Annotated in this window: 21 protein-coding genes; 10 read left to right on the top strand and 11 right to left on the bottom strand. The window is 64.2% G+C overall.

Features of this window, described 5'->3' with window-relative positions:
* Positions 1 to 34: 34 nt before the first annotated feature.
* The 3 genes from ACFDR6_RS12600 to ACFDR6_RS12590 form a co-directional block, all read right to left on the bottom strand.
* The gene (locus tag ACFDR6_RS12600) at positions 35 to 892 is read right to left on the bottom strand and encodes a DUF2147 domain-containing protein (RefSeq protein WP_317239454.1); all 858 of its coding nucleotides are present in this window, start codon (positions 890 to 892) and stop codon (positions 35 to 37) included.
* A gap of 195 nt (positions 893 to 1,087) precedes the next feature.
* Positions 1,088 to 1,588, bottom strand: coding sequence for a hypothetical protein (locus ACFDR6_RS12595; RefSeq protein WP_375858471.1), 501 nt, complete (start codon positions 1,586 to 1,588; stop codon positions 1,088 to 1,090).
* Position 1,589: 1 nt separating this feature from the next.
* Positions 1,590 to 2,369, bottom strand: a complete 780-nt coding sequence (locus tag ACFDR6_RS12590) for a transporter substrate-binding domain-containing protein (RefSeq protein ID WP_317239456.1) — start codon at positions 2,367 to 2,369, stop codon at positions 1,590 to 1,592.
* A gap of 112 nt (positions 2,370 to 2,481) precedes the next feature.
* On the opposite strand from ACFDR6_RS12590, the gene ACFDR6_RS12585 reads away from it, so the two are divergent.
* Positions 2,482 to 2,985, top strand: coding sequence for a DUF1993 domain-containing protein (locus ACFDR6_RS12585; protein WP_375858568.1), 504 nt, complete (start codon positions 2,482 to 2,484; stop codon positions 2,983 to 2,985).
* A gap of 89 nt (positions 2,986 to 3,074) precedes the next feature.
* Here the strand turns inward: ACFDR6_RS12585 and ACFDR6_RS12580 are convergent, their stop codons facing one another.
* From ACFDR6_RS12580 to ACFDR6_RS12555, 6 genes are all read right to left on the bottom strand, one after another.
* Positions 3,075 to 3,602, bottom strand: coding sequence for a hypothetical protein (locus tag ACFDR6_RS12580; protein WP_375858470.1), 528 nt, complete (start codon positions 3,600 to 3,602; stop codon positions 3,075 to 3,077).
* Between the two features lie 171 nt (positions 3,603 to 3,773).
* The gene (locus ACFDR6_RS12575) at positions 3,774 to 4,763 is read right to left on the bottom strand and encodes a hydroxyacid dehydrogenase (RefSeq protein WP_375858469.1); all 990 of its coding nucleotides are present in this window, start codon (positions 4,761 to 4,763) and stop codon (positions 3,774 to 3,776) included.
* Positions 4,764 to 4,797: 34 nt separating this feature from the next.
* Positions 4,798 to 5,898, bottom strand: a complete 1,101-nt coding sequence (locus ACFDR6_RS12570) for an ABC transporter ATP-binding protein (RefSeq protein ID WP_212085013.1) — start codon at positions 5,896 to 5,898, stop codon at positions 4,798 to 4,800.
* A gap of 6 nt (positions 5,899 to 5,904) precedes the next feature.
* Positions 5,905 to 6,816, bottom strand: a complete 912-nt coding sequence (locus tag ACFDR6_RS12565; protein ID WP_212085015.1) for a carbohydrate ABC transporter permease — start codon at positions 6,814 to 6,816, stop codon at positions 5,905 to 5,907.
* On the bottom strand, positions 6,816 to 7,754 hold the full coding sequence (locus tag ACFDR6_RS12560) for a carbohydrate ABC transporter permease (RefSeq protein WP_212085017.1): 939 nt from the start codon (positions 7,752 to 7,754) through the stop codon (positions 6,816 to 6,818). The genes ACFDR6_RS12565 and ACFDR6_RS12560 overlap by 1 nt, the downstream gene beginning before the upstream one ends.
* A gap of 132 nt (positions 7,755 to 7,886) precedes the next feature.
* Positions 7,887 to 9,227, bottom strand: a complete 1,341-nt coding sequence (locus ACFDR6_RS12555; protein ID WP_375858468.1) for an ABC transporter substrate-binding protein — start codon at positions 9,225 to 9,227, stop codon at positions 7,887 to 7,889.
* A gap of 454 nt (positions 9,228 to 9,681) precedes the next feature.
* Between ACFDR6_RS12555 and ACFDR6_RS12550 the strand changes: the two genes are divergently transcribed.
* Both ACFDR6_RS12550 and ACFDR6_RS12545 read left to right on the top strand, forming a co-directional pair.
* The gene (locus ACFDR6_RS12550; protein WP_375858466.1) at positions 9,682 to 10,467 is read left to right on the top strand and encodes a Spy/CpxP family protein refolding chaperone; all 786 of its coding nucleotides are present in this window, start codon (positions 9,682 to 9,684) and stop codon (positions 10,465 to 10,467) included.
* Positions 10,468 to 10,579: 112 nt separating this feature from the next.
* The gene (locus ACFDR6_RS12545; RefSeq protein ID WP_212085023.1) at positions 10,580 to 10,957 is read left to right on the top strand and encodes a response regulator; all 378 of its coding nucleotides are present in this window, start codon (positions 10,580 to 10,582) and stop codon (positions 10,955 to 10,957) included.
* 79 nt (positions 10,958 to 11,036) lie between these two features.
* Here the strand turns inward: ACFDR6_RS12545 and ACFDR6_RS12540 are convergent, their stop codons facing one another.
* Both ACFDR6_RS12540 and glk read right to left on the bottom strand, forming a co-directional pair.
* Positions 11,037 to 11,240 (bottom strand): hypothetical protein, encoded by a 204-nt coding sequence (locus tag ACFDR6_RS12540; protein WP_212085025.1) that lies wholly within the window; start codon positions 11,238 to 11,240, stop codon positions 11,037 to 11,039.
* 135 nt (positions 11,241 to 11,375) lie between these two features.
* Positions 11,376 to 12,368 carry a glucokinase gene (glk, locus tag ACFDR6_RS12535; protein ID WP_375858567.1) on the bottom strand — a complete coding sequence of 331 codons (993 nt, stop codon included), beginning with the start codon at positions 12,366 to 12,368 and terminating at the stop codon, positions 11,376 to 11,378.
* Between the two features lie 268 nt (positions 12,369 to 12,636).
* On the opposite strand from glk, the gene pncA reads away from it, so the two are divergent.
* The 7 genes from pncA to ACFDR6_RS12500 all read left to right on the top strand — a co-directional run bounded on the left by pncA (position 12,637) and on the right by ACFDR6_RS12500 (position 19,198).
* Positions 12,637 to 13,263, top strand: a complete 627-nt coding sequence (gene pncA, locus ACFDR6_RS12530; protein ID WP_375858465.1) for a bifunctional nicotinamidase/pyrazinamidase — start codon at positions 12,637 to 12,639, stop codon at positions 13,261 to 13,263.
* A gap of 17 nt (positions 13,264 to 13,280) precedes the next feature.
* Positions 13,281 to 14,396, top strand: coding sequence for an alpha/beta fold hydrolase (locus tag ACFDR6_RS12525; RefSeq protein ID WP_375858464.1), 1,116 nt, complete (start codon positions 13,281 to 13,283; stop codon positions 14,394 to 14,396).
* Between the two features lie 137 nt (positions 14,397 to 14,533).
* Positions 14,534 to 16,567: an NAD(+) synthase gene (locus ACFDR6_RS12520; protein ID WP_375858463.1), complete on the top strand. Its 2,034-nt coding sequence runs from the start codon at positions 14,534 to 14,536 to the stop codon at positions 16,565 to 16,567.
* A 33-nt stretch (positions 16,568 to 16,600) separates the two neighbouring features.
* Positions 16,601 to 16,984: a GrlR family regulatory protein gene (locus tag ACFDR6_RS12515; protein WP_317239462.1), complete on the top strand. Its 384-nt coding sequence runs from the start codon at positions 16,601 to 16,603 to the stop codon at positions 16,982 to 16,984.
* A gap of 92 nt (positions 16,985 to 17,076) precedes the next feature.
* The gene (locus ACFDR6_RS12510; RefSeq protein ID WP_375858461.1) at positions 17,077 to 18,339 is read left to right on the top strand and encodes a DUF1236 domain-containing protein; all 1,263 of its coding nucleotides are present in this window, start codon (positions 17,077 to 17,079) and stop codon (positions 18,337 to 18,339) included.
* A 313-nt stretch (positions 18,340 to 18,652) separates the two neighbouring features.
* Positions 18,653 to 18,805: a hypothetical protein gene (locus ACFDR6_RS12505; protein ID WP_212085038.1), complete on the top strand. Its 153-nt coding sequence runs from the start codon at positions 18,653 to 18,655 to the stop codon at positions 18,803 to 18,805.
* Positions 18,806 to 18,817: 12 nt separating this feature from the next.
* Entirely contained in the window at positions 18,818 to 19,198 is a 381-nt protein-coding gene (locus ACFDR6_RS12500) for a hypothetical protein (RefSeq protein WP_375858459.1), read from the top strand.
* Positions 19,199 to 19,230 lie beyond the last annotated feature (32 nt).

Genomic DNA, 19,230 nt, shown 5'->3' with positions numbered 1-19,230 from the left:
GGGCCCCTTGTCTCTCCCGGAACGACAGCCGGCCTCAGTTCACCCGCGTCCAGGTCTGGCCGCCGCAGAACATGCCGCCGAAGGCGCAGCCCTGCACGCGCAGCCGGTCCGTGCCCTTCATCGCGATGGTCGAATCGTAGGTCGAGCCCGAGTTGGGGTCGAGGATACGGCCTGACCATTTCTGGTCCTTGCCGGGCTTCATGTTGATCAGCACCTGCTCGCCGTTCTGGTTCGATTTGGAATCGACCGAATAGCCGCAGAGATTGCTGCCACATTGCTCGATGCGGACCTTGCCCTCCTTCTCCTCGGTGAGCCAGACGCCGAGTGGCGAGCTGAGATCGCGAGTGGCTGCGGCCGGAGCCGACGTGGCTGCGGCAGCCTGAACGGGAGCGGGAGCGGGCGCCGCGGCAGGTGGTGGAGGCGGTGCCGGTGGCGCTGCAGCCACGGTCGGCGCGGGCGGAGGCGCCACGGCGGGGGCTGCCTGCTGCTGCGGCGCAGGGGCGGATGGCGGCGCAGGCGGCGGCAGCACGGCCGTATCGGCCGGTGCGGTGGCGGCAGTAGTTGCCGGCGGCGCCGGCGGTGGCGGTGGCGGTGCAGGAGCCGGTGCTACGGCCGCAGCTGCAGGCGTCTGCGCGGTGGCGGGCGGCGCGGCAGGAGCTGGAGCTGGTGCCGCCAGCGCTTGCGGATCGACCGTCGCCTGCTGCGGCGCTTGCTCATTCTTCTTGGCTTTCTTGGCCTTGCCCTGGCCGGTGTTGTCGTACACGCCGGGAATCTGCACCGTGCCGCGGTCCGGATCGATCCGGATGGTGCGCCCGCCATATTCGAACGTGTACTGTGCTTGAGCAGCTGTACTCGCCAAAAGGAATGCGGCCGCGGCCAACAGCTTCCTCATTTCCATCTCCTGAGCAGATAGTCCCCGGACCGACGCTTACGCCCCGGCTTGATCCTCAAACGTGATCTAGATCACTGTTCTCGGTATGAGTCGTGCTCACGCCGGCCTTGGTTCAATAACGCCGAACTCTGCCTGGAGTTGGGCGGGCGATGCCCCCCGTCCGCGCCTGATCCGCGAGAATTCAGCGCGCCCCGCCTATTTCCGCGGACAACCCGCATTGGCCGCCTGTTGGGCGCGGGCAAGCGCTACGTCGTTCGCCTTGTCGGCATGAACATCGACGGAACCGACGAGGCAGGCCTTTGCGCCGCTGATCGCGAACACGGAGAGCTCCTGCAGCTCCTTTTCATCCTCGCCGACCCGTCGCCACGTGCGGATTACCGCGGCCCTCGGTACGCCGGCACGCATGATCCACTGCACCTTATCGCCAAACGATTTGCGGGCACCGCGCCATTGCGCAGTCGGCCCGGACACTTTCTCGATTGCGCTCCGAGGCGCAATCGTGACCGATACGATGTTGCCTTCGTCGGCAAAGCTCACCACGTAACCGGCCGGCCCAGGGCAGGTCCACACACCAAGCTCGTCTGTCGACTCGTCCTTGCAGGCCGGCCCGGTCGCCGGTGTGAACTTCGACTGTGCGAGCGCACCGTGGACGCCGCTGATCCCGAGCACAATTGCGACCACCAGTTTCCTTCGCATGTCAGTCGAACCACGTTGCGTAGATCTTCTTGTAGCTGCCGTCTTCCATGGAAATGTGCAGCCATTGGTCGACGAAGGCCTTCAGCGCCATGTCGCGCTGGAGCCAATAGGCCTTCTCCGAGAAGTCGAACGGCTTTTCGGGATGCACCGCGCAGAGCACGCCTGCGTGCTGCTTCTGCTGGTAGCGTGTCTCGGAAGCGTCCGTCATCATCAAATCGGCATTGCCCTTGGCGATCTCGTCGAAGATCATCGTGTTGTCGGGAAAGACGGTGATCTCGGCATCGCGGATGTTGGCGCGCGCGAAGCGCTCGTTGGTGCCGCCGGGATTGACGATCACGCGGGTGCCCTTCTTATCGATGTCGGCGATGCTCTGGTACTTGCCGACGTCGGCGCAGCGGGCGATCGGCGTCTTGCCCTCGCGCATGATCGGCGTGGAGAAGAAGCCCTTCTTCTGTCGGTCGAGCGTGACCGAGACGCCGCCCATCGCGATGTCGAACTGGTCGGCCTCGAAATCCTGCATCAGCTTCGGCCAGCCCGTCGGGACGAATTCGACCTTGACCCCGAGCGCCTTGCCGAGCGCCTGCGCCATGTCGACATCGAATCCGCTGAACTGCTGCGTCGGCTTGTCCAGATAGGTGAACGGCTTGTAGTCGCCGGTCATACCGACGCGCAACGTGCCGCGCTTGACGATCTCGTCGAGGCGTGAGGGCGTCTGCTGCGCCTGCGCCGAAAGGCTTGCCAACAGCGCCATGGCCAAAGCGGTTACGATTCGAACGATCATCTTCTCCACCCCTGCGCGAGCTGTCATTGTGCGGCTCTTGAGGTTGGGTTTAGATCAGATGCCCGTCGCTGACGAGGCGGAAATCGAAGGGAAATTTGAAATGACGATCTCGATGCACGAGGCCTCGGTCGGCCTGTTCGTGCCTTACCTGCGCAACTTGTCTGTCCTGCTCGACAAAGGTGTGGCCTATGCCGAGACCCGCAAGTTCAATCCGACGGTTTTGCTCGGTATGCGCATTGCGCCGGACATGTACGATCTGGCGCAGCAGGTCGGTGAGGCCTGCCGCCACGCCACCGTTGCGGCGGCCCTGCTGGCGCAGCGCGAGCCGGTGGCGATGCCGGTGCTCGAGCACGACCTGGCCGGGCTTCAGGCCCGCATCGCGACGTCGATCGAGTTCATCGAGAGCTTGCCGCGCGCAGAGATCGACGCGGCGGCGGAGCGGAATGTCTTCTTCAAGCTGAAGAACGGGACCGAGCTGCCCTTCACCGGGCGGACGCTGCTGCTGACGTTCAGCGTCCCGCAGTTCTTCTTTCACGTGACGACGGCCTACGACCTGTTGCGGCACGCCGGCGTCGAGCTGGTGAAGCGGGACTTTCTCGGCCCGCGCGAGCGCTAGAGCATGATCCGGACCCGAAAGGCCGCGTTAGCGCAAAGTGCGAAGCGGCTTTCCGGGGAGATCATGCTCAGACGATATCTGATCGCGCTTTAGGCTTCGCCTTTGCGCTCGTAATCGGCGAGCGAGCTGCGGCCGGCGATCTCGCTGCGCAGCTCTTCGAAGCGCCGCTGGGCCTCGTCCTCCTGCTCGTCGACGAAGCGCACGGCGGCCTCGCTCGTCATCGGGCCGTTGACCACGGGCGCGGACTGCTCGCCGATGGTCTCGTGGACGTAGAATTGGCCGTCATCGCCGCGATGCACCGTCCATTTGAGGCGGATCGCGACCATCGGGCCGGGGCCGACCTTGCTGTAGCCGTCGGCATCGGTGTGCTCCGGCACCAGCGGTTGCTCTTCGACGACCGGATGCTCTTCGACTGACGGATGCTCGTCGATCGACGGATGCTCGTCGAGCACCGGATGTTCGTCGACGACCTGCTGCTCGTGGGGGTCCTTGTGATCGCGCTCGCCGGCGATCACGATTTCGGTCTCGGTCTTGCGAATGACGAGAACGGGCTCGGGATTCTCCAGGATGCTGGCGATGGTCGCCAGCGTTTGGTCGGTCGGATCGATCTCTGACAAGGGGGCATCCTCCAGCTCGACACGGGCGGCCAGTCTGTCCCGCTACCGCCGTGCTTCCGCCTCCATTACGCGCGTTTGATTAAGGCTGAGTTGGGGCCCGATCTGCACCAAAATGGGACGCTTTCTGGCGTCCCGAAGGCGGGTGGACCGGACGCCGGCGCGTGATTTCGCTCAGCCCAGCACGTCCTGATTGATGACGTTCTGTCTGATCGGATCGCCGTCGAGCACACTCAGGATGTTGCGCGCGGTCTGCTCGCTCATGCGCTGGACCGCCTCGACCGTGACGCCGGCGACATGCGGGGCAATGATGACGTTGGGCAGCGCGAACAGCGCGTTGCTGACCGGCGGCGGCTCCACCTCGAACACGTCGATCCCGGCGCCGGCCAGCTTGCCGGAGACCAGGGCGTCGTAGAGCGCGGCTTCCTTCACGATGCCGCCGCGCGCCGTGTTGATGAGATAGGATTTCGGCTTCATCCGACCGATCCGCGCCGCATCGAACAGGCCCACGGTTTCGGGCGTCTTCGGGCAGTGGATGGTGACGAAATCGGCCTGGGGCAGTGCGGCGTCGAGGTCGGCGACCGGCTCGCAACCGGCGGCCTTGATCTCGGAGGCAGGCTTGTAGGGATCGTAGACCTGCACGTTCATTTCCATCGCGAGGCACCGCTTGGCGGTACGGCTGCCGATGCGGCCGAAGCCGATGACCAGCACGGTCTTGCCGTAGAGATCGAACGGCAGCATGCCGAGCCGGTCGGCCCATTTGCCGTCCCTGACGCAGGCGTGCAGCTCCTGCGCGCGCTTGGCGAGCGTCAGCATCATGAACAGCGCCGCTTCCGCGACCGAAGGAGAGTTCGCACTGCCGGCCACCATCAGCGGCACCTTGCGGCGGGAGAGGGCGGGCACGTCGACGGCGTCATAGCCGACGCCGATGCGGGTCACCACCTGCATGCCGCGGGACGCCTCGAGCTCGGTCTCGCCGAAGGCGGTGGCGCCAAGTGCCACGCCGTGGACCGGCGCATGGCTCTTCAGCAACGCCTCGAAATCCCCGGCCGAGATCAGGTTCGGAAACTCGACGAGTTCGATATCGTCGCGCTGGGTGAGGAGGGCGCGCGCCCCTTGCGACAAAGTTTGCGTAACGAAAATCTTCTTCTTGTTGGTCGCCATCGTCCCCTGCCTGCGCGAGTTTCTTGTCCGGTCGTCATAACACGACGCCGGACGCCTCGTTTAGCAGGTGCATATTGTTGAGGTCCATCGCCAAACGCATGGGTGCCCCGTCCTTGGCGCCGGCATTGGGGTTGACGCGGCCACAGATCGGTGTGCCCTCGAGCCCGAAATAAACGAACGTTTCCATCCCCATCGGCTCGGTGACGTCGAGTACGGTTTCGAAAGTCTCGACGCCGGGCTCCAGATGCGCATGCGCCTCGGACAGATGCTCGGGCCGAAGGCCGAGCAGCAGCTTCTCCGTGCGCGGCAGCGCATTGTAGCGCGCGGCACGGGCCGGCGGCAGCGGGAAAGCGATCCGGTCGGTCAGGCGGATCTGAAGCGTGCCGCCGACATCCTCGAGCCGACACGGAATGAAGTTCATCGCGGGCGAGCCGATGAAGCCGGCGACGAAGCGCGTGGCCGGCTTGTGGTAGAGTTCGTTCGGCGTGCCGATCTGCTCGATCCGGCCCTTGTTCATGACAACGACGCGGTCGGCCAGCGTCATCGCCTCGACCTGGTCGTGGGTGACGTAGACGGTGGTGGTGCGCACCTTCTGGTGCACCTTCTTGATCTCGATCCGCATCTGCACGCGGAGTTTCGCGTCAAGATTGGACAGCGGCTCGTCGAACAGGAAGACCTTCGGATTGCGCACGATGGCCCGGCCCATCGCGACCCGCTGGCGCTGGCCGCCCGAGAGCTGCTTCGGCTTGCGGTCGATCAGATCGGTGATGTCGAGGAGGCGAGCAGCCTCCGTTACCCGCGCCTTGATCTCGGCCTTGGGATAGTGCTTCAGGCGCAGCCCGAACGACATGTTCTCCGCGACCGTCATGTGCGGGTAGAGCGCGTAGTTCTGGAACACCATCGCGATGTCGCGGTCCTTCGGCGGCACGTCGTTGACGACGTCGCCGCCGATCATGATGTCGCCGTCGCTGATGTCTTCGAGTCCCGCGATCATGCGCAGCGTCGTCGACTTGCCGCAGCCGGAGGGGCCGACCAGCACGATGAATTCATGGTCTGCGATGTCGAGATCGATGCCTCGCACGGCTTCGACATCGTCGTAACGCTTGACAACCTTCCGCAAAGCAACGTCAGCCATGAGACATCAACCCTTTGTCGCACCGGCGGTCAGGCCGGCAATGTAGTAGTCCATCAGGAACGCGTAGATGATGAGCGGCGGCGCGGCGCCGAGCAGCGCGCCGGTCATGATCTGCCCCCAGTTGAAGACGTCGCCCTTGATCAGCGTGGTGGTGATACCGACCGGCAGGACGAGCTGATCCACCGACGTCGTGAACACCAGGGGATAGAGGAACTGGGCCCAGGAGACGGTGAAGGCGAAGATGGTCGCCGCGATCAGCCCGGGCAGCGCCACGGGAATGAAGATTCGCGTCAGCGTCTGCAGCCAGGAGGCGCCGTCGATGAGGGCGGCCTCATCGAGCTCCTTGGGGATCGAGGCGAAATAGCCGATCATGATCCAGGTGCAGAACGGCACGGTCAGCGTCGGATAGATGAACAGCAGAACGTACCATCTGTTCAGCAGCGTGATGCCGGTCAGGTCCTGGACCATGGCCAGCATCTTGAACAGCGGAATGAACAACAGGCTGTCGGGAACCAGGTAGGTGAGGAATACGCCGGTCGCGAGCGTGGTGGAGCCCCAGAACTTCATCCTGGCCAGGGCGAACGCTGCGGGAATGCTGATCAGCATCGTGACCATCACGACCACGATGGAGACGATGGCGGAGTTCCAGAAGAAGCGCAAGAACTGGTTCGAGGTCAAGAGCTCGACGTAGTTCGACAGGGTAGGGTGAAACACCCACCACGGATTGGTCGCCGCCGAGATCTCCGCGCTGCTCTTCAGCGAGGTGATCAGCATGTAGATTGGCGGGGTGAGCGAGAAGATCGCGAACAGCACCAGAAAGAAGTAGGACCAGCGCAGCGCCCAGGTGCGATCCCGGCTCATGCTGCGGTACTTGACCTTGCGCGTGGGTCCGCCCTTGTCGATCGCAATCGTGCTCATCAGGCTTCGTTCCCACGTTTGTTGACATCGCGCAGAATGAAGATCGCGGCGACGGCGAGGATCGGCACCATGAACAGCGAGACGCAGGCGCCGAGCGGAATGTCGCTGCTCTGGATTCCGACCTGGAACGCCCAGGTGGCGAAGATATGCGTGGAGTCCAGCGGGCCGCCCGAGGTCAGGATGCGCACGATGTCGAAATTGGCGAAGGTCACGATCAGCGAGAACAGCGTAGTAATGGCGATGATGTTGCGCATCATCGGCAGGGTCACGTACCAGATCCGCTGCCACCAATTGGCGCCGTCGATGGCGGCCGCCTCGTAGAGCTGGTCCGGCACCGATTTCAACGCGGCCAGGTACATGATCATGAAGAAGGGTGCGCCGTACCAGACGTTGACGAGGATGACCGAAAAGCGCGCCCAGAAGGTGTCGCCGAGCCAGGGAATCGGGCCGATGCCGAAGAACGAGAGCGTGTAGTTGAAGGCGCTATAGGAGGGGTCGAACAGCCACAACCAGGCCAGCGTGCTCATTGCGGGAGGGATCACCCACGGCACCAGCAGCATGCCGCGCCATTTGCGCTGGCCCTTGGCCGGAAGGTTGTGGACGAAATGAGCGACGATGAAGCCGAGCAGCGCCTTGAAGAACACGGCGGTGATGGCGAAGATGCAGGACTGCCTCACCACCATCCAGAACGTGTCACGCTTGAACAGGAACGTGAAGTTGGCGAAGCCGACGAACTTCTGCATCGACTTGTTCAGCGTCGCCAGATGCACGGAGTAGAAGGCGGGATAGAGCACCAATAGCGCGATCAGGAGAATCAGGGGCAGCGTCAGGAAGAACGCCACCGTCGACTTCCGCCTGAGCGCATTGTGCAAGCTGGTGCGTTTGCGCGGGCTCGCGGCGCGTACGGAGCGAGCTTGCTCAACGACGACATCGGCCATGCTTGGACTTTCCTACGGAAGGTTCAATGGAAGCCGGCCATGACGGCCGGCCTCCTCTCGAAAGAGAATGGAACGGTCGGAGACAGTCGGCGGCTCACATGCAAGCAGGTGTACCGCCGTGGCGCACAGGGGTCAGCTCCGCATGAAGCCTTCGCACTCGCCCTCGGCCCAGGCGAGCGCCTGCTCCATCGTCTCGCCCCTCGCATAGCGCAGCGCCAGCTTGGTCAGCGTCGCCTGCGAGTAGATCTGCTGCGCGATCTTCGGCGGAGCCGGCGATGCTGCGATCGACATCGTCTGCCGGCCATGCGGGTCGGGATAGCTGTAAAGCGTGCCCTTCGGCGGCCCTTCCTCGGCCCACGTCTTCAGCTTCGTCATGTTCGCGAAAGCCGGGAGGTCGTAGCCGCCGCTCGCCGCAACGAACTTTTCGATCGACGACGGCTGCGACAGATGGGTCAGCAGGCTCTTGGCGGCTTCCTTGTTCTTGCCGAAGGCCCAGACGCCCCAGAAATAGGGCAGGAAGGGCGCGAAGCGGCCCTTTGGACCGACCGGCATGCCGTGCGTCCAGCACTGCTCGGCGACCTGTGGCGCGTCGCGTTTGGCAACGGCCCACGAGCTCGGCGGATTCAGGATCAGTGCGCCGCGACCCGAGATCAGCCATTTGTTGTTGGATGCGTCATCCCAGGAGGCCGCGTCCGCCGGCAGCACCGCTATCAGCCTCTTGTAGAACTCGAGAGCTTGACGCACGGCGTCGGTCTTCACGGTGACGTCGCCCTTGGCGTTCACGAGCTCGGCGCCGAATGACTGGAAGATCGCGCCGGCGGTGTCGACGCTGTCGGTGGTCTCGCCGAGGCCGATGCCGAACGGGAAGCCGGCCTTGCTGCAGGCTTCGGCGGCCTTGAGGAAGACGTCGGTCGTCCAGTTCTCGTCCTTGGGCGTGCTGCCTGCCGGATACATCTCCTGAACGTCGATGCCGGCATGCTTCTTCATCAGGTCGATGCGGGAGCAAGGGCCCTTGATCTGGCTGCCGACGGTCGCGGGGACGGCGAGCCATTTGCCGCCGGCCTGGCCGAGATATTTGGTCGTGCCGTTGACCTCGCCGTTCTGCTTGATGATCGGCCCCATGATGTCGGTGACCGGCTCGAGCTGGTCAGCATAGGCGTGCGGCCACCAGGTCGGCATCTGGAGAATGTCGTGACCGGATTTCGCCTGCGCCTCGGCGGCGACCGTCAGCTCGAGCTTCTTGTTGTTGCTGGTGATGTAGTCGATGGAGACTTCGACCTTCTCCTTCGCCGCCCATTCGTTGACGAGATCGGTAGAGGCCTTGTTGGCGCCTGGCACCCAATGGTCCCAGAAACCGATCGAAAGCTTGCCGGCGGCGTAAGCGCCCCGGACGTAGGGCGCCGTGATAAGCGCCGCGGAGGACATTGCAGTGGCAGCCACAAATTGACGTCGCGTCAGTGTCTTGCGTGACATCTCGTTTCCTCGCCTGGGTGTTGTTGTTGGAGTTTCCTCTGGGAGACTTTCTTATCGAGTTCTTGTTGTTGGATCTTCTTATTGGTGCTGTCGCCTGACGTGAGCATTCAGGCCACAGCAAATTGGTAGCGCGATCAGATCATGATTGATCGCGTCTGTCGAGAAAGCCGAACGGCTCCTCGTCTAGAACTAATGGTGTGCCCGCCACCCGCGTCGTCCGTCGACGCAGCCGTTCATTTTGCGACGCACACGTCGTGCAAGCGAGCCCGCGGACGATCCGTGCGCAATTACGCCGCAGTTTCGAATGAGCCTGCATAACCGCTTCGCGCGAAAGAGTTTTCGGGCGTGGACAGCAATCGGTTGCGTCTGGACCGCGAAGCGGGGGAAACGATAGAGTTGCGGTTTGTCGGGGCTCCGCCCCAACAGGCCAGTCAGATCGACGATGGAGACGAGAATGATCAACCCGGCGCCGTCAGCGCGGCTTCACATGCGGCGATGGTGCGCGCTGGGGGCCGTGCTCGCGCTGCTCTGCAACCCCGCGGCGGCCAATGCTCAAGGTCTGGTCAAAGGCGTTCAGGATGGTGCGGCGGCGGGGAACAAGGCGGCCGGTCCGGTCGGTGGCGTCCTTGGCGGCGCAATCGGCGGTGTGGTCGGCGTCTTCACCGGTGTGCTCGGCGTCGGCAACAACAATGGCAATCAGGCGCCACCCGCAAAGGACGCCGGCAAGGACACCGGGAAGGATGCCAAGCAGCAGGGCGCGGCCAAGGACAAGGATGCCAAGAACGCCAAAGGCAAGGGCGCCAAGGCGACCAAGGAGGCGAAGACCGCACCGCAGGGCAAGGATAAGGATGTCACCGTCCTCACCCAGCCCGGCGCGCCGCAGCAGACCGCCGAACAGATCGTCGCCAACAGCGATGCCTATATCGAGCGGATCAAGACCCAACTGAATCTCACGCCCGACCAGGAGAAGCACTGGTACGGCTTCTCAAGCGCCATGCACTACCTGGGGCATAATGGTGCGGAGCGGCTCAACTTGCGGGTTGCGCGCGCCAAGCGGGATCCGCCCGACGACATCATCGAGCAGATGCGCAACGAGTCGCAGTTCCTGATCGACCGGGCCGCCGACCAGCGCAATGTCGCAGACGCGGCGGAGCCGCTCTTTTCGAGCCTCGATGACAAGCAGAAGCAAGTCTTCATTCAGGAGATGGTGCGCCTGAGCCACGAGCGCGGACTGGATTGATCAAGTTGAATCGGATCGTGCGCGTCTGAATTAACGGCGCTGGCCACGAATTCGTGTATCCTCTCCGCAATTCGGTTATGGTTAGCTTCTTAAGGCTGACTGCGGGGTTGATATGGCGGACGGACTCTCCGTTTTCCTGGTCGAAGACGAGGCGTTGATCCGGATGATGATCGCCGACATGGTGGTGGAACTCGGCCACCACGTCGTCGCTGAAGCGGACAATGTCCGGGACGCCAGCGCGTTCGCCATGACCGCGCAATACGATCTGGCCATCCTCGACATCAATCTCATGGGCGTCTACGTCGATCCCGTCGCCGACTTGATCGAACGTCGCGGAAAGCCGTTTCTGTTTGCCACTGGGTACGGCCCCGAGCTGCTGCCGTCCTTGCTCCGGCGCAGGCCGATCCTGCGCAAGCCGATCGCTATGGATCAGCTCAAGGCGATGATCGATTCGATGTTTCCGGGAACTCCCGTCAAAGCGCAGCACTGAGAGCCGACTGGCGACGGCGAAGATGCCGCGTGCAACGGCGATGCGGCGTTCGCGTCACGACGAGATGAGATCGAGCGCCTCAGCTACGACCGTTCTTCAGCACCGTGGCAATGGTGTGGGCCGTCATGGCCGCACGATCCGAAGCGCGCTGCGCGGCGAGCCGGTCTCGCGCCTTCTCCTCGATCAAGAGATCGATCAGCGCCTGCCGCTTGTCCTCGTCATCCGCCTCGCTCAGCAGGCGGTGATAGCGGTGATAGTCGAAACCCAGATCCTGCTTACGCATGTTACGCCCCCGCAACTACGCCACACACCTTGATTGTTTCTCATTGGGAACATGCAGGCAAGCATGTTCGTGCGTGGAACCGCACGTGCGCTGAATCATCTGTGAATATTGGAACCCGCAAATAGCGAGAGTGCCTCAATCCACGTTGTGGTCCGCGAACATCTTCAGGCCCACGAAGCTTGCGTCGGGCTTGATCACGAGGCTGGTCGGAATGTTGCGCAGATAATCCTGGAACCGGCCCTTGGCTTCGAAGCGCGCCCGGAAGGCGGAGGCCATCAGGAATTCAGGAAAACGCGGCACGATTCCGCCGGCGATATAGACACCGCCGCGGGCGCCGAATGTCACCGCGAGATTGCCGGCGACGGAACCAAGGATGGCGCAGAACATCTCCAGCGTCGCGCGGCTGACGGGACAACTTCCCTCCAGGGCGGCCTTGGTGATGCCGGCAGCGTCGCGCTGGGGCACCTGCGCGCCGTCGACCTCCGCCAAGGCTCCGTAGAGATTTTGCAGCCCGGAACCCGAAAGCGCGCCACGCTCGATGGAGACGTGGCCAAGGCGTCGGCGCAAGCACGTGATCACACGCTCCTCGCGTTCGTTCTCCGCCGGTAGGGTCGCGTGTCCGGCCTCGGTGACGACGGCCAGCCGCGCACCATGGCGGTCGATCAGACAGGAGACGCCAAAGCCGGTTCCGGGTCCGACCACCAGCAGCGGCTCACCGGGCAGGCCATTTTGTCCGCCGAGAGGGATCAGATCGGCAGGCTGCAAGGCGGGCAGGGACCAGGCGACCACCTCGAAATCGTTCAGCACATGGACGCTGTCGAAGCCGAGCGCCGGCTGTAGCTCGTTGCCGTCGATGACCCAGGGACTGTTGGTCATGACGCAGCGGTTGTTGGTGACGGGACCCGCGACGGCCAGCACGGCTCTCTGGGGCGGCTCGCCGCCGGACCGGCGTGCCAGGACGTCCGAAATGGCTTCCCGGACGGTCGGGAAGTCGGCGACCTTCACGTAATCGATCGGTCCGATCCGATCGAAATCCCCGCGGCCCAATTCGCCCTGGCTCAGCGCGAAGCGCGCATTGGTGCCGCCGATATCGGCGAGAAGAATTTGTCCTGTCTTGCCGATATTCATGACCTCGCGGCTGCCACCGCCTTCCGGCCGCGCCAACCCTGTCCTCCACGCCTTTGACCCGATCCGCCTGACGCGGACAGCGCGAGAATCCGCCCTTGGGTGCGGCTAGTCAACACGTTCGAAGCCAAACCGTTGCATCCTGCCACTGGTCGGTGACCAATTCGCGCAGGCCTTGCACGGTGCCGCCGGTTGCGAAGTCGCGCGGGAAGACCGACACTGGGGGACGGGTCTGGCGCCGGTGCGCCGGGCACATCGAACGAGACCGGTCATGAAGATCTCCGACTGCGACGTGCTGCTGGCGATCGACGTGCAGAACGATTTCTGCACCGGCGGCGCGCTTGCCGTTCCCGGCGGCGAGAAGGTCGTGCCTGCGATCAACCGAATCGCCAAAAAATTCGCCAACGTGGTCCTGACCCAGGACTGGCATCCGCGCGACCACGTCTCGTTCGCGACGAACCACGCGGGTAAGCAGCCGTTCCAGACCATCGAGCTCGATTACGGCACCCAGGTGCTCTGGCCGGCGCATTGCGTGCAGGGCACCTCGGGCGCCGAATTTCATCGCGATCTCGACGTCGCCAAAGCGAGCCTCGTCGTGCGCAAGGGGTTTCGCCGCGGCATCGATTCCTATTCGGCCTTGTTCGAGAACGACCATCGGACGGCGACGGGGCTGCTCGGGTATTTGCGCGAACGTGAGCTGAAGACCGTTTTTGTCGCCGGTCTCGCGCTGGACTTCTGCGTCCGCTTCTCGGCGGAGGATGCGCGCAAGGCCGGGTTGGAAGTGGCCGTCATCGAGGACGCCTGCCGCGGCATCGATCTCGACGGCTCGGTGGCCGTGGCTCATCGAAGCTTTCGGGACCTCGGCATCTCCGTCGTCAGCCTCGAGGCGTTTCTGTAAGGACCTTGAGTAGAGTCATGGTGGAAAAGATCGGCAAACAGCCGGGCGGATCGGATCATACCACTGATGAGCCGCTGCTGTGGCCGTTTGCGGCGGCCCGGCTCGCGATGGACGCTTGCTTCTGGTGGGTCGAGCGCGGCCGGGCAGAGCAGGAAGAGAGCAACCTGCCGTGGACGACGCCCAACAGCGTCGCGCTGGAACTCGCGACGATGCGTCTGCGTGATTGCACGCGGACGCGGTCCGGCCAGCCCGTGCTGGTCTGTGCGCCCTATGCGCTGCATCGGGCCCTGATCGCCGATTTCGCGCCCGGCCACAGCGTGGTGGGGTCCCTGCGAGACGGCGGGATTGACCGGATCTATCTCACCGATTGGCGGTCAGCGACGCCGGACATGCGCTATCTCTCGATCGACAGCTATCTCGGCGATCTCAACGTCGCCATCGACGAGATCGGCGCGCCGGTCGATCTGGTCGGCTTGTGCCAGGGCGGTTGGCTGTCGCTGCTCTATGCGGCACGCTTTCCCGCCAAGGTCCGGCGGCTGGTGCTGGTCGGTGCTCCCGTGGACCTGTCGATCGATTCCTCGTTGTGCCGGGTCACCCGCAACGCACCCGAGATGGTCTACGACCAGCTCGTCGCCCGCGGCGGCGGCAATGTCAGTGGCGGGGAGATGCTCCGCCTGTGGTCCAAGTCGCCAAGCCGCGACGATATCGCAGCGGCGTTGCAGAGAGACCTGTCGGACGAGGAGGGCGCGGCGCTGCTCGCGCGCTTCGACCGCTGGAACGCGGAGACGCTCGATCTGCCGGGCAGATATTACCTGGAGACCGTCAACCGGATCTTCCGGGAAAACCAGATCGCCGGCGGCAGTTTCACCGCTCTCGGCCGCAAAGTCGATCTGAAGGACGTCAAGGCGCCGGTCTTCCTGCTTGCCGGGCTCGACGACGACGTCGTGCCGGCCGCGCAGGCTCTCGCGACCGCCGCTCTCCTCGGCACGCCGCCCGCCTTCATTGCGGCGGCTTCCGAGCCGAGCAACCACCTTGGTCTGTTCATGGGCGCGCGCACTCACGCGCATGCCTGGCCACGGATCGCCGACTGGCTGCGCGACGACCTGTCCGGCGTGTTGGCCCGCAGCGCCTAACTCGCCGGGCGCAGCGGGCTATTCTGCAAATCCGTTATGCATGACGGCGGATGGCCTGCACGTGCCCCGGTCGATGGGCTACATATGGTCCGGAGCTGACGGCTTCGGCAGCGAAGAGATCAAGGGTACTGCGCTCGATGACTTTCCACTCGATCTACGCCCACGGATTTGCGCGCGTGGCGGCCTGTGTCACCACGTCCCATGTCGCCGATCCCTCGGCCAACGCGAAGGCGGTGCTGGCGGCGGCCGATGCCTGCCACGAGCAGTCGGTGGCGGTCGCCGTGTTTCCCGAGCTGTGCCTGTCCGGCTATGCGATCGAGGATCTGGTCAAGCAGGATCCGCTGCTCGATGCGGTCGAGCGCGGCCTTCTGGGCATCGTCGAGGCCTCGGCGGGATTGATGACCGTCCTGGTCGTCGGCGCGCCGCTGCGCTTCGGTCATCGCATCTACAACTGCGCCGTGGTCATTCATCGCGGCAACATTCTCGGCGTGGTGCCCAAAAGCTACCTGCCGACCTACCGCGAATTCTACGAAGGGCGGCATTTCGCTTCCGGCGCCGGCATTGCCGGAGAGACGATCTCCTTTGGTGGGGCGCATGCGCCGTTCGGCGTCGACCTCCTGTTTTCGGCCGAGGACGTCCCAGGCCTCACCATCGGCGTCGAAATCTGCGAGGACATGTGGATTCCGGTGACGCCAGCCTCGGAGCTCGCGCTCGCCGGCGCCAGCGTGCTGATCAATCTCTCGGGCAGTCCGATCACGATCGGCCGGGCCCGCTCACGCGCGCTGCTGTGTCAATCGACGTCGGCGCGCTGCCTTGCGGCCTACGTTTACTCCGCCGCAGGGGCAGGGGAATCGACTACCGATCTCTCCTGGGATGGCCAGACCTCGATCTACGAGAACGGCGTGCTGTTGGCCGAGGGCGAGCGGTTCCGCCAGGGCGGCCAGATCACCACTACCGACATCGATCTCGACCTGCTCAGGCAGGAACGCGCGCTGATGGGCACCTTCGACGACAACCGCCGCCAGCGCGAGGCGTTTTTCCGCAAGGTGACATTTGCCCTGAAGCCGCCGGCCGCCGACATCGGCTTCCTGCGCAGGGTCGAGCGCTTCCCATTCGTGCCGAGCGACGAAAGCCTGCTCGAGCAGGATTGCTACGAGGCCTACAACATCCAGGTCGCAGGCCTCGTGCAGCGCATGCGCGCGACCGGCACCAAGCGCGTCGTGATCGGCGTCTCGGGCGGGCTCGATTCTACCCACGCATTGATCGTCGCCGCTAAAGCGGTCGATCTGCTCGGTCTGCCTCGCGAGAACATTCTGGCCTACACCATGCCGGGCTTTGCCACGGGCAGCGAGAGCAAGACGCATGCGCTGGCGCTGATGCAGGCGTTGCACACGAGCTGGCAGGAGCTCGACATCCGCACCACGGCGACGCAGATGCTGAAGGACATCGGCCATCCTTTCGGCCAGGGCCAAAAGGTCTACGACGTCACCTTCGAGAACGTGCAGGCGGGCCTGCGCACGGACTATTTGTTCCGGCTCGCCAACCATCATGGCGGCATCGTCATCGGAACCGGCGATCTCTCCGAGCTCGCGCTCGGCTGGTGTACCTATGGCGTCGGCGACCAGATGGCGCATTACAACGTCAATTCCGGCGTGCCGAAAACGCTGATTCAGCATCTGATCCGCTGGGTGATTTCCTCCAAGCAGTTCAGCGACGACGTCAACCGAACGCTTGGCTCGATCCTGGTGGCCGAAATCTCGCCCGAGCTCGTGCCGGTTGAGGCCGGCGAGAAGCCGCAGAGCACGGAAGCGGCCGTCGGGCCCTACGAGCTGCAGGATTTCAACCTGTTCTACACGCTGCGCTTCGGCATGCGTCCGTCCAAGATCGCCTTCATGGCGCAGCACGCCTGGAAGGACGTCGCCAAAGGCGAATGGCCGCCGGCGTTCCCGAGCGACCGGCGCAAGGCCTACGAGCTTCCCGAGATCCGGCGCTGGCTCGAAGTGTTCCTGCGCCGCTTCTTTGCCTTTAGCCAATTCAAGCGCTCGGCGATGCCGAACGGGCCGAAGGTCTCGGCCGGCGGGTCGCTGTCACCGCGCGGTGACTGGCGTGCGCCGTCGGATGCGAGCGCGGCGGCGTGGCTCGAGGATCTCGAACGGAACGTGCCCAGCTGATCGGGGCGCGGATCGACATGGGGAGATGATCGGATGTCGGCCGGGGATGGGGCAGAAGCGGGCGGAGAGGCCGGGGTCGTCAACGGCCTCTACATCTTCGACATCGAGATGCGTGACGGCAAGCGCGGGCAGGCCAGAGGCGTGGTCGTGCTCAGCGATGGCCACATCATGGGCGGCGACAGCTTCTTCTACTACACGGGGAGCTACACGTTCCGGAACGGCAAGTGGCGGGGCGACATGATCGTCAATCAGCACACCGAAGCCGTCGGCAGGACGCTCGCATTCGGCGGCCGGGAGGTCACCTGCGGTTTCTCGGGTGACTATTCCGCCGGTGGCGCCGAAGTCGAAGGCATGGCGCTGGTCGGCAAAACCACCGTGACATTCACGGCCCGCCTCACACTCAAGGACGCGATGTAAGTCCCGCGTGATCGGCCCTCGTTCCTGCTCAGGAACCTTCGCACCCACAGAACGTTCGCGTCTGTTGTTGCGAATTGTCGAGGAGAGGGACCATGCGTCAACACTTGATGTTATCGACCGCGGCCATCGGGCTCATGCTTGCGTCCGGCATTGCCTATGCCCAAGGGCCCGGTGAGCGCAGAGACGAGCCGAGACGGACCGAAGAGCCGGCGAAAGGCGCTGCGCCGCAGCGTGGCGGCGCCCAAGAACGGGTTCAAGAGCGTACACAAGGTGCCCAGGAGCGACTGCAGGGCGCGGGCCGCGAGGACAAGGGCGGCGGCGCGGCCAAGCAGCAGGCGAATGACGACAAGCGTCAGCCTGCCAGTTCTGCCGAGCGTAACCAGCCGAAGGCCGGGGATCAGGCACAAGAATCCCGTGAGCCTGCGCGCGATCGCAACCGTGAGGCGGAGAGCGCGAAACCGGGACGCGACAGCAAGAGCAGCGCTGACACGAAGCAGGACAAGTCAGCCCCGCAAAAATCGACGGCCGAGTCCGAGAAGTCCAAGGCGGGCCCGGCTGGCCAGCAGAACGAGCGGACCGGAGCTACGGCCAACCAGAACGAGCGTAACCAGGCCCAGCCGCCGCGCAATGCCGCCGAGCAGCAGTCGCCCGCGCAGCAAAACGACCGGCCGGCTACCGCGACGGACACTAACCGGGCGGCTCCGACCAACAATGCGCAGACCGCTCCTGGCACCTCTACCACGCAGACCAATCAAGCCAATCAGACGACGCAGACCAACACGCAGGTCAATCAGCAGACCCAGGTGACGTCCGAGAAGCAGGTGCGGATCTCCGAAACGGTGAGCCGTGCACGCCTCGCTCAGCCGGAGCGAAATCTGAACATTTCGATCCGGGTCGGCGAGACGATTCCCCCGCGCGTGCGTCTCCATCGGCTTCCGCCCGAGATCGTCTCGATCGAGCCTGCCTATCGGGACTATGAATATTTCGCGACGGAGGACGAGGTCATCATCGTCGAGCCGCGCTCGCATCGCATCGTCAGCCAGGTGCCCCGCGATCCGTCGCGGGCCCGCGCGCAGATGGGCGGTGGCGCCGGCCAGAGCCAGAGCATGGCGGCGACCGGGGCAAGCCCCGTTAACTGCCAGATCATGCGGCGAGATGCCTCCGGCAATGTCGCACAGGCGGAACCCTCAACCGTGGGCTCGACCGCACGCACGGATTCCCTCAGCGTGATCGTCCAGATGCCCGGCGGCGGCTCGTCCGCCCCGATCGCACTCGGCGCTCCCGCGGGCAATATCGTGGTCGCAACGCAAGGGCAGGGCGACTGCACGGTGACGCTCGAGCCGCAGGCGCGCTAGCCGACGGACCACGCCGAAACGACAGCGCACCGCCCGGATGCCCACACGCGGAAGGGCGGTGCTATGTTCACGTCCAGGCCAACATCGTGGCCATCGACCCGTACGCCGAAGCCGCGACCGGCAACCGCAAGTACTTCCTGAACAGGTCTCGATTGGTGAGAGCGGGAAAGCCGGGGACAGTCCGTAAGCAGGGAGCGGGAGCTACTTAACGCGCCGGTGCCAACAACAACGGCGGCTCCAGCGCGGGACCAGCCACAGTCGCGGCGGTTGAACCCCGTCGACGACGGCGCGACCAATCCTTATGCGTCAAGCCTTGCTCAGCGAGATCGTGGATATTGTTCTGTCTGCCGCATGGAGCGCCGTCGTCAGGTTCTTGCGCCTGGAAGACGCCGTCGAAATCGCGACGGCAGTCTTTGGCCTCGGCTGTATCGTGATCGGCGCTGCCGTCCTATTGCTGGAGCACTGAGGAGGGAGCGTCATGAAGACGATCACATTGCTTGCCGTGGCTGTGATGCTGCTGCTGGAGATCTTCGGCTCGACGTCGAGCGTCGGCGGCTCCATGACCTTCATGCTGGTCTTCGTCGTCGTGACACTGGCGGTCGCGATCTACGAGGCGTGGTTGAACAGGCGCGGGACGATCGGATGGATCGTCAATGTTCTTGTCTGCGCTTTTGGCGCTCTGGTTGCGATTGCACTGATCGGAATGGCGATGGACAGCGGGCTCCCGTACCTTCACCTCGAAGGATCGCTCGCCTCGTCGCAGAATCCCCTGAAGTATGCCGTGGTCGCAGCCGTTGCGCTTCTCATCGTGCTGGGTTCCTGGATCCCGCTCCAGATCGTCAACCGGCTCCGGGACTAGAGCGGACGCATGCCGCGTCGTCGCGAGGAGAA

The sequence above is a fragment of the Bradyrhizobium tunisiense genome, from assembly GCF_042263385.1.
In the GTDB taxonomy this organism is placed as follows: Bacteria; Pseudomonadota; Alphaproteobacteria; order Rhizobiales; family Xanthobacteraceae; genus Bradyrhizobium; species Bradyrhizobium tunisiense.
Note: the sequence above shows the minus strand (reverse complement) of the source record. Positions and strands in the feature narration are given on the sequence as shown.

Coding starts and splice junctions, on each gene's coding strand:
- ACFDR6_RS12600 (WP_317239454.1), bottom strand. CDS start 892: ATGAGGAAGCTGTTGGCCGCGGCCGCATTCCTTTTGGCGAGTACAGCT.
- ACFDR6_RS12595 (WP_375858471.1), bottom strand. CDS start 1,588: ATGCGAAGGAAACTGGTGGTCGCAATTGTGCTCGGGATCAGCGGCGTC.
- ACFDR6_RS12590 (WP_317239456.1), bottom strand. CDS start 2,369: ATGATCGTTCGAATCGTAACCGCTTTGGCCATGGCGCTGTTGGCAAGC.
- ACFDR6_RS12585 (WP_375858568.1), top strand. CDS start 2,482: ATGCACGAGGCCTCGGTCGGCCTGTTCGTGCCTTACCTGCGCAACTTG.
- ACFDR6_RS12575 (WP_375858469.1), bottom strand. CDS start 4,763: ATGGCGACCAACAAGAAGAAGATTTTCGTTACGCAAACTTTGTCGCAA.
- ACFDR6_RS12570 (WP_212085013.1), bottom strand. CDS start 5,898: ATGGCTGACGTTGCTTTGCGGAAGGTTGTCAAGCGTTACGACGATGTC.
- ACFDR6_RS12565 (WP_212085015.1), bottom strand. CDS start 6,816: ATGAGCACGATTGCGATCGACAAGGGCGGACCCACGCGCAAGGTCAAG.
- ACFDR6_RS12560 (WP_212085017.1), bottom strand. CDS start 7,754: ATGGCCGATGTCGTCGTTGAGCAAGCTCGCTCCGTACGCGCCGCGAGC.
- ACFDR6_RS12555 (WP_375858468.1), bottom strand. CDS start 9,227: ATGTCACGCAAGACACTGACGCGACGTCAATTTGTGGCTGCCACTGCA.
- ACFDR6_RS12550 (WP_375858466.1), top strand. CDS start 9,682: ATGATCAACCCGGCGCCGTCAGCGCGGCTTCACATGCGGCGATGGTGC.
- ACFDR6_RS12545 (WP_212085023.1), top strand. CDS start 10,580: ATGGCGGACGGACTCTCCGTTTTCCTGGTCGAAGACGAGGCGTTGATC.
- ACFDR6_RS12540 (WP_212085025.1), bottom strand. CDS start 11,240: ATGCGTAAGCAGGATCTGGGTTTCGACTATCACCGCTATCACCGCCTG.
- glk (WP_375858567.1), bottom strand. CDS start 12,368: ATGAATATCGGCAAGACAGGACAAATTCTTCTCGCCGATATCGGCGGC.
- pncA (WP_375858465.1), top strand. CDS start 12,637: ATGAAGATCTCCGACTGCGACGTGCTGCTGGCGATCGACGTGCAGAAC.
- ACFDR6_RS12525 (WP_375858464.1), top strand. CDS start 13,281: ATGGTGGAAAAGATCGGCAAACAGCCGGGCGGATCGGATCATACCACT.
- ACFDR6_RS12520 (WP_375858463.1), top strand. CDS start 14,534: ATGACTTTCCACTCGATCTACGCCCACGGATTTGCGCGCGTGGCGGCC.
- ACFDR6_RS12515 (WP_317239462.1), top strand. CDS start 16,601: ATGTCGGCCGGGGATGGGGCAGAAGCGGGCGGAGAGGCCGGGGTCGTC.
- ACFDR6_RS12510 (WP_375858461.1), top strand. CDS start 17,077: ATGCGTCAACACTTGATGTTATCGACCGCGGCCATCGGGCTCATGCTT.
- ACFDR6_RS12500 (WP_375858459.1), top strand. CDS start 18,818: ATGAAGACGATCACATTGCTTGCCGTGGCTGTGATGCTGCTGCTGGAG.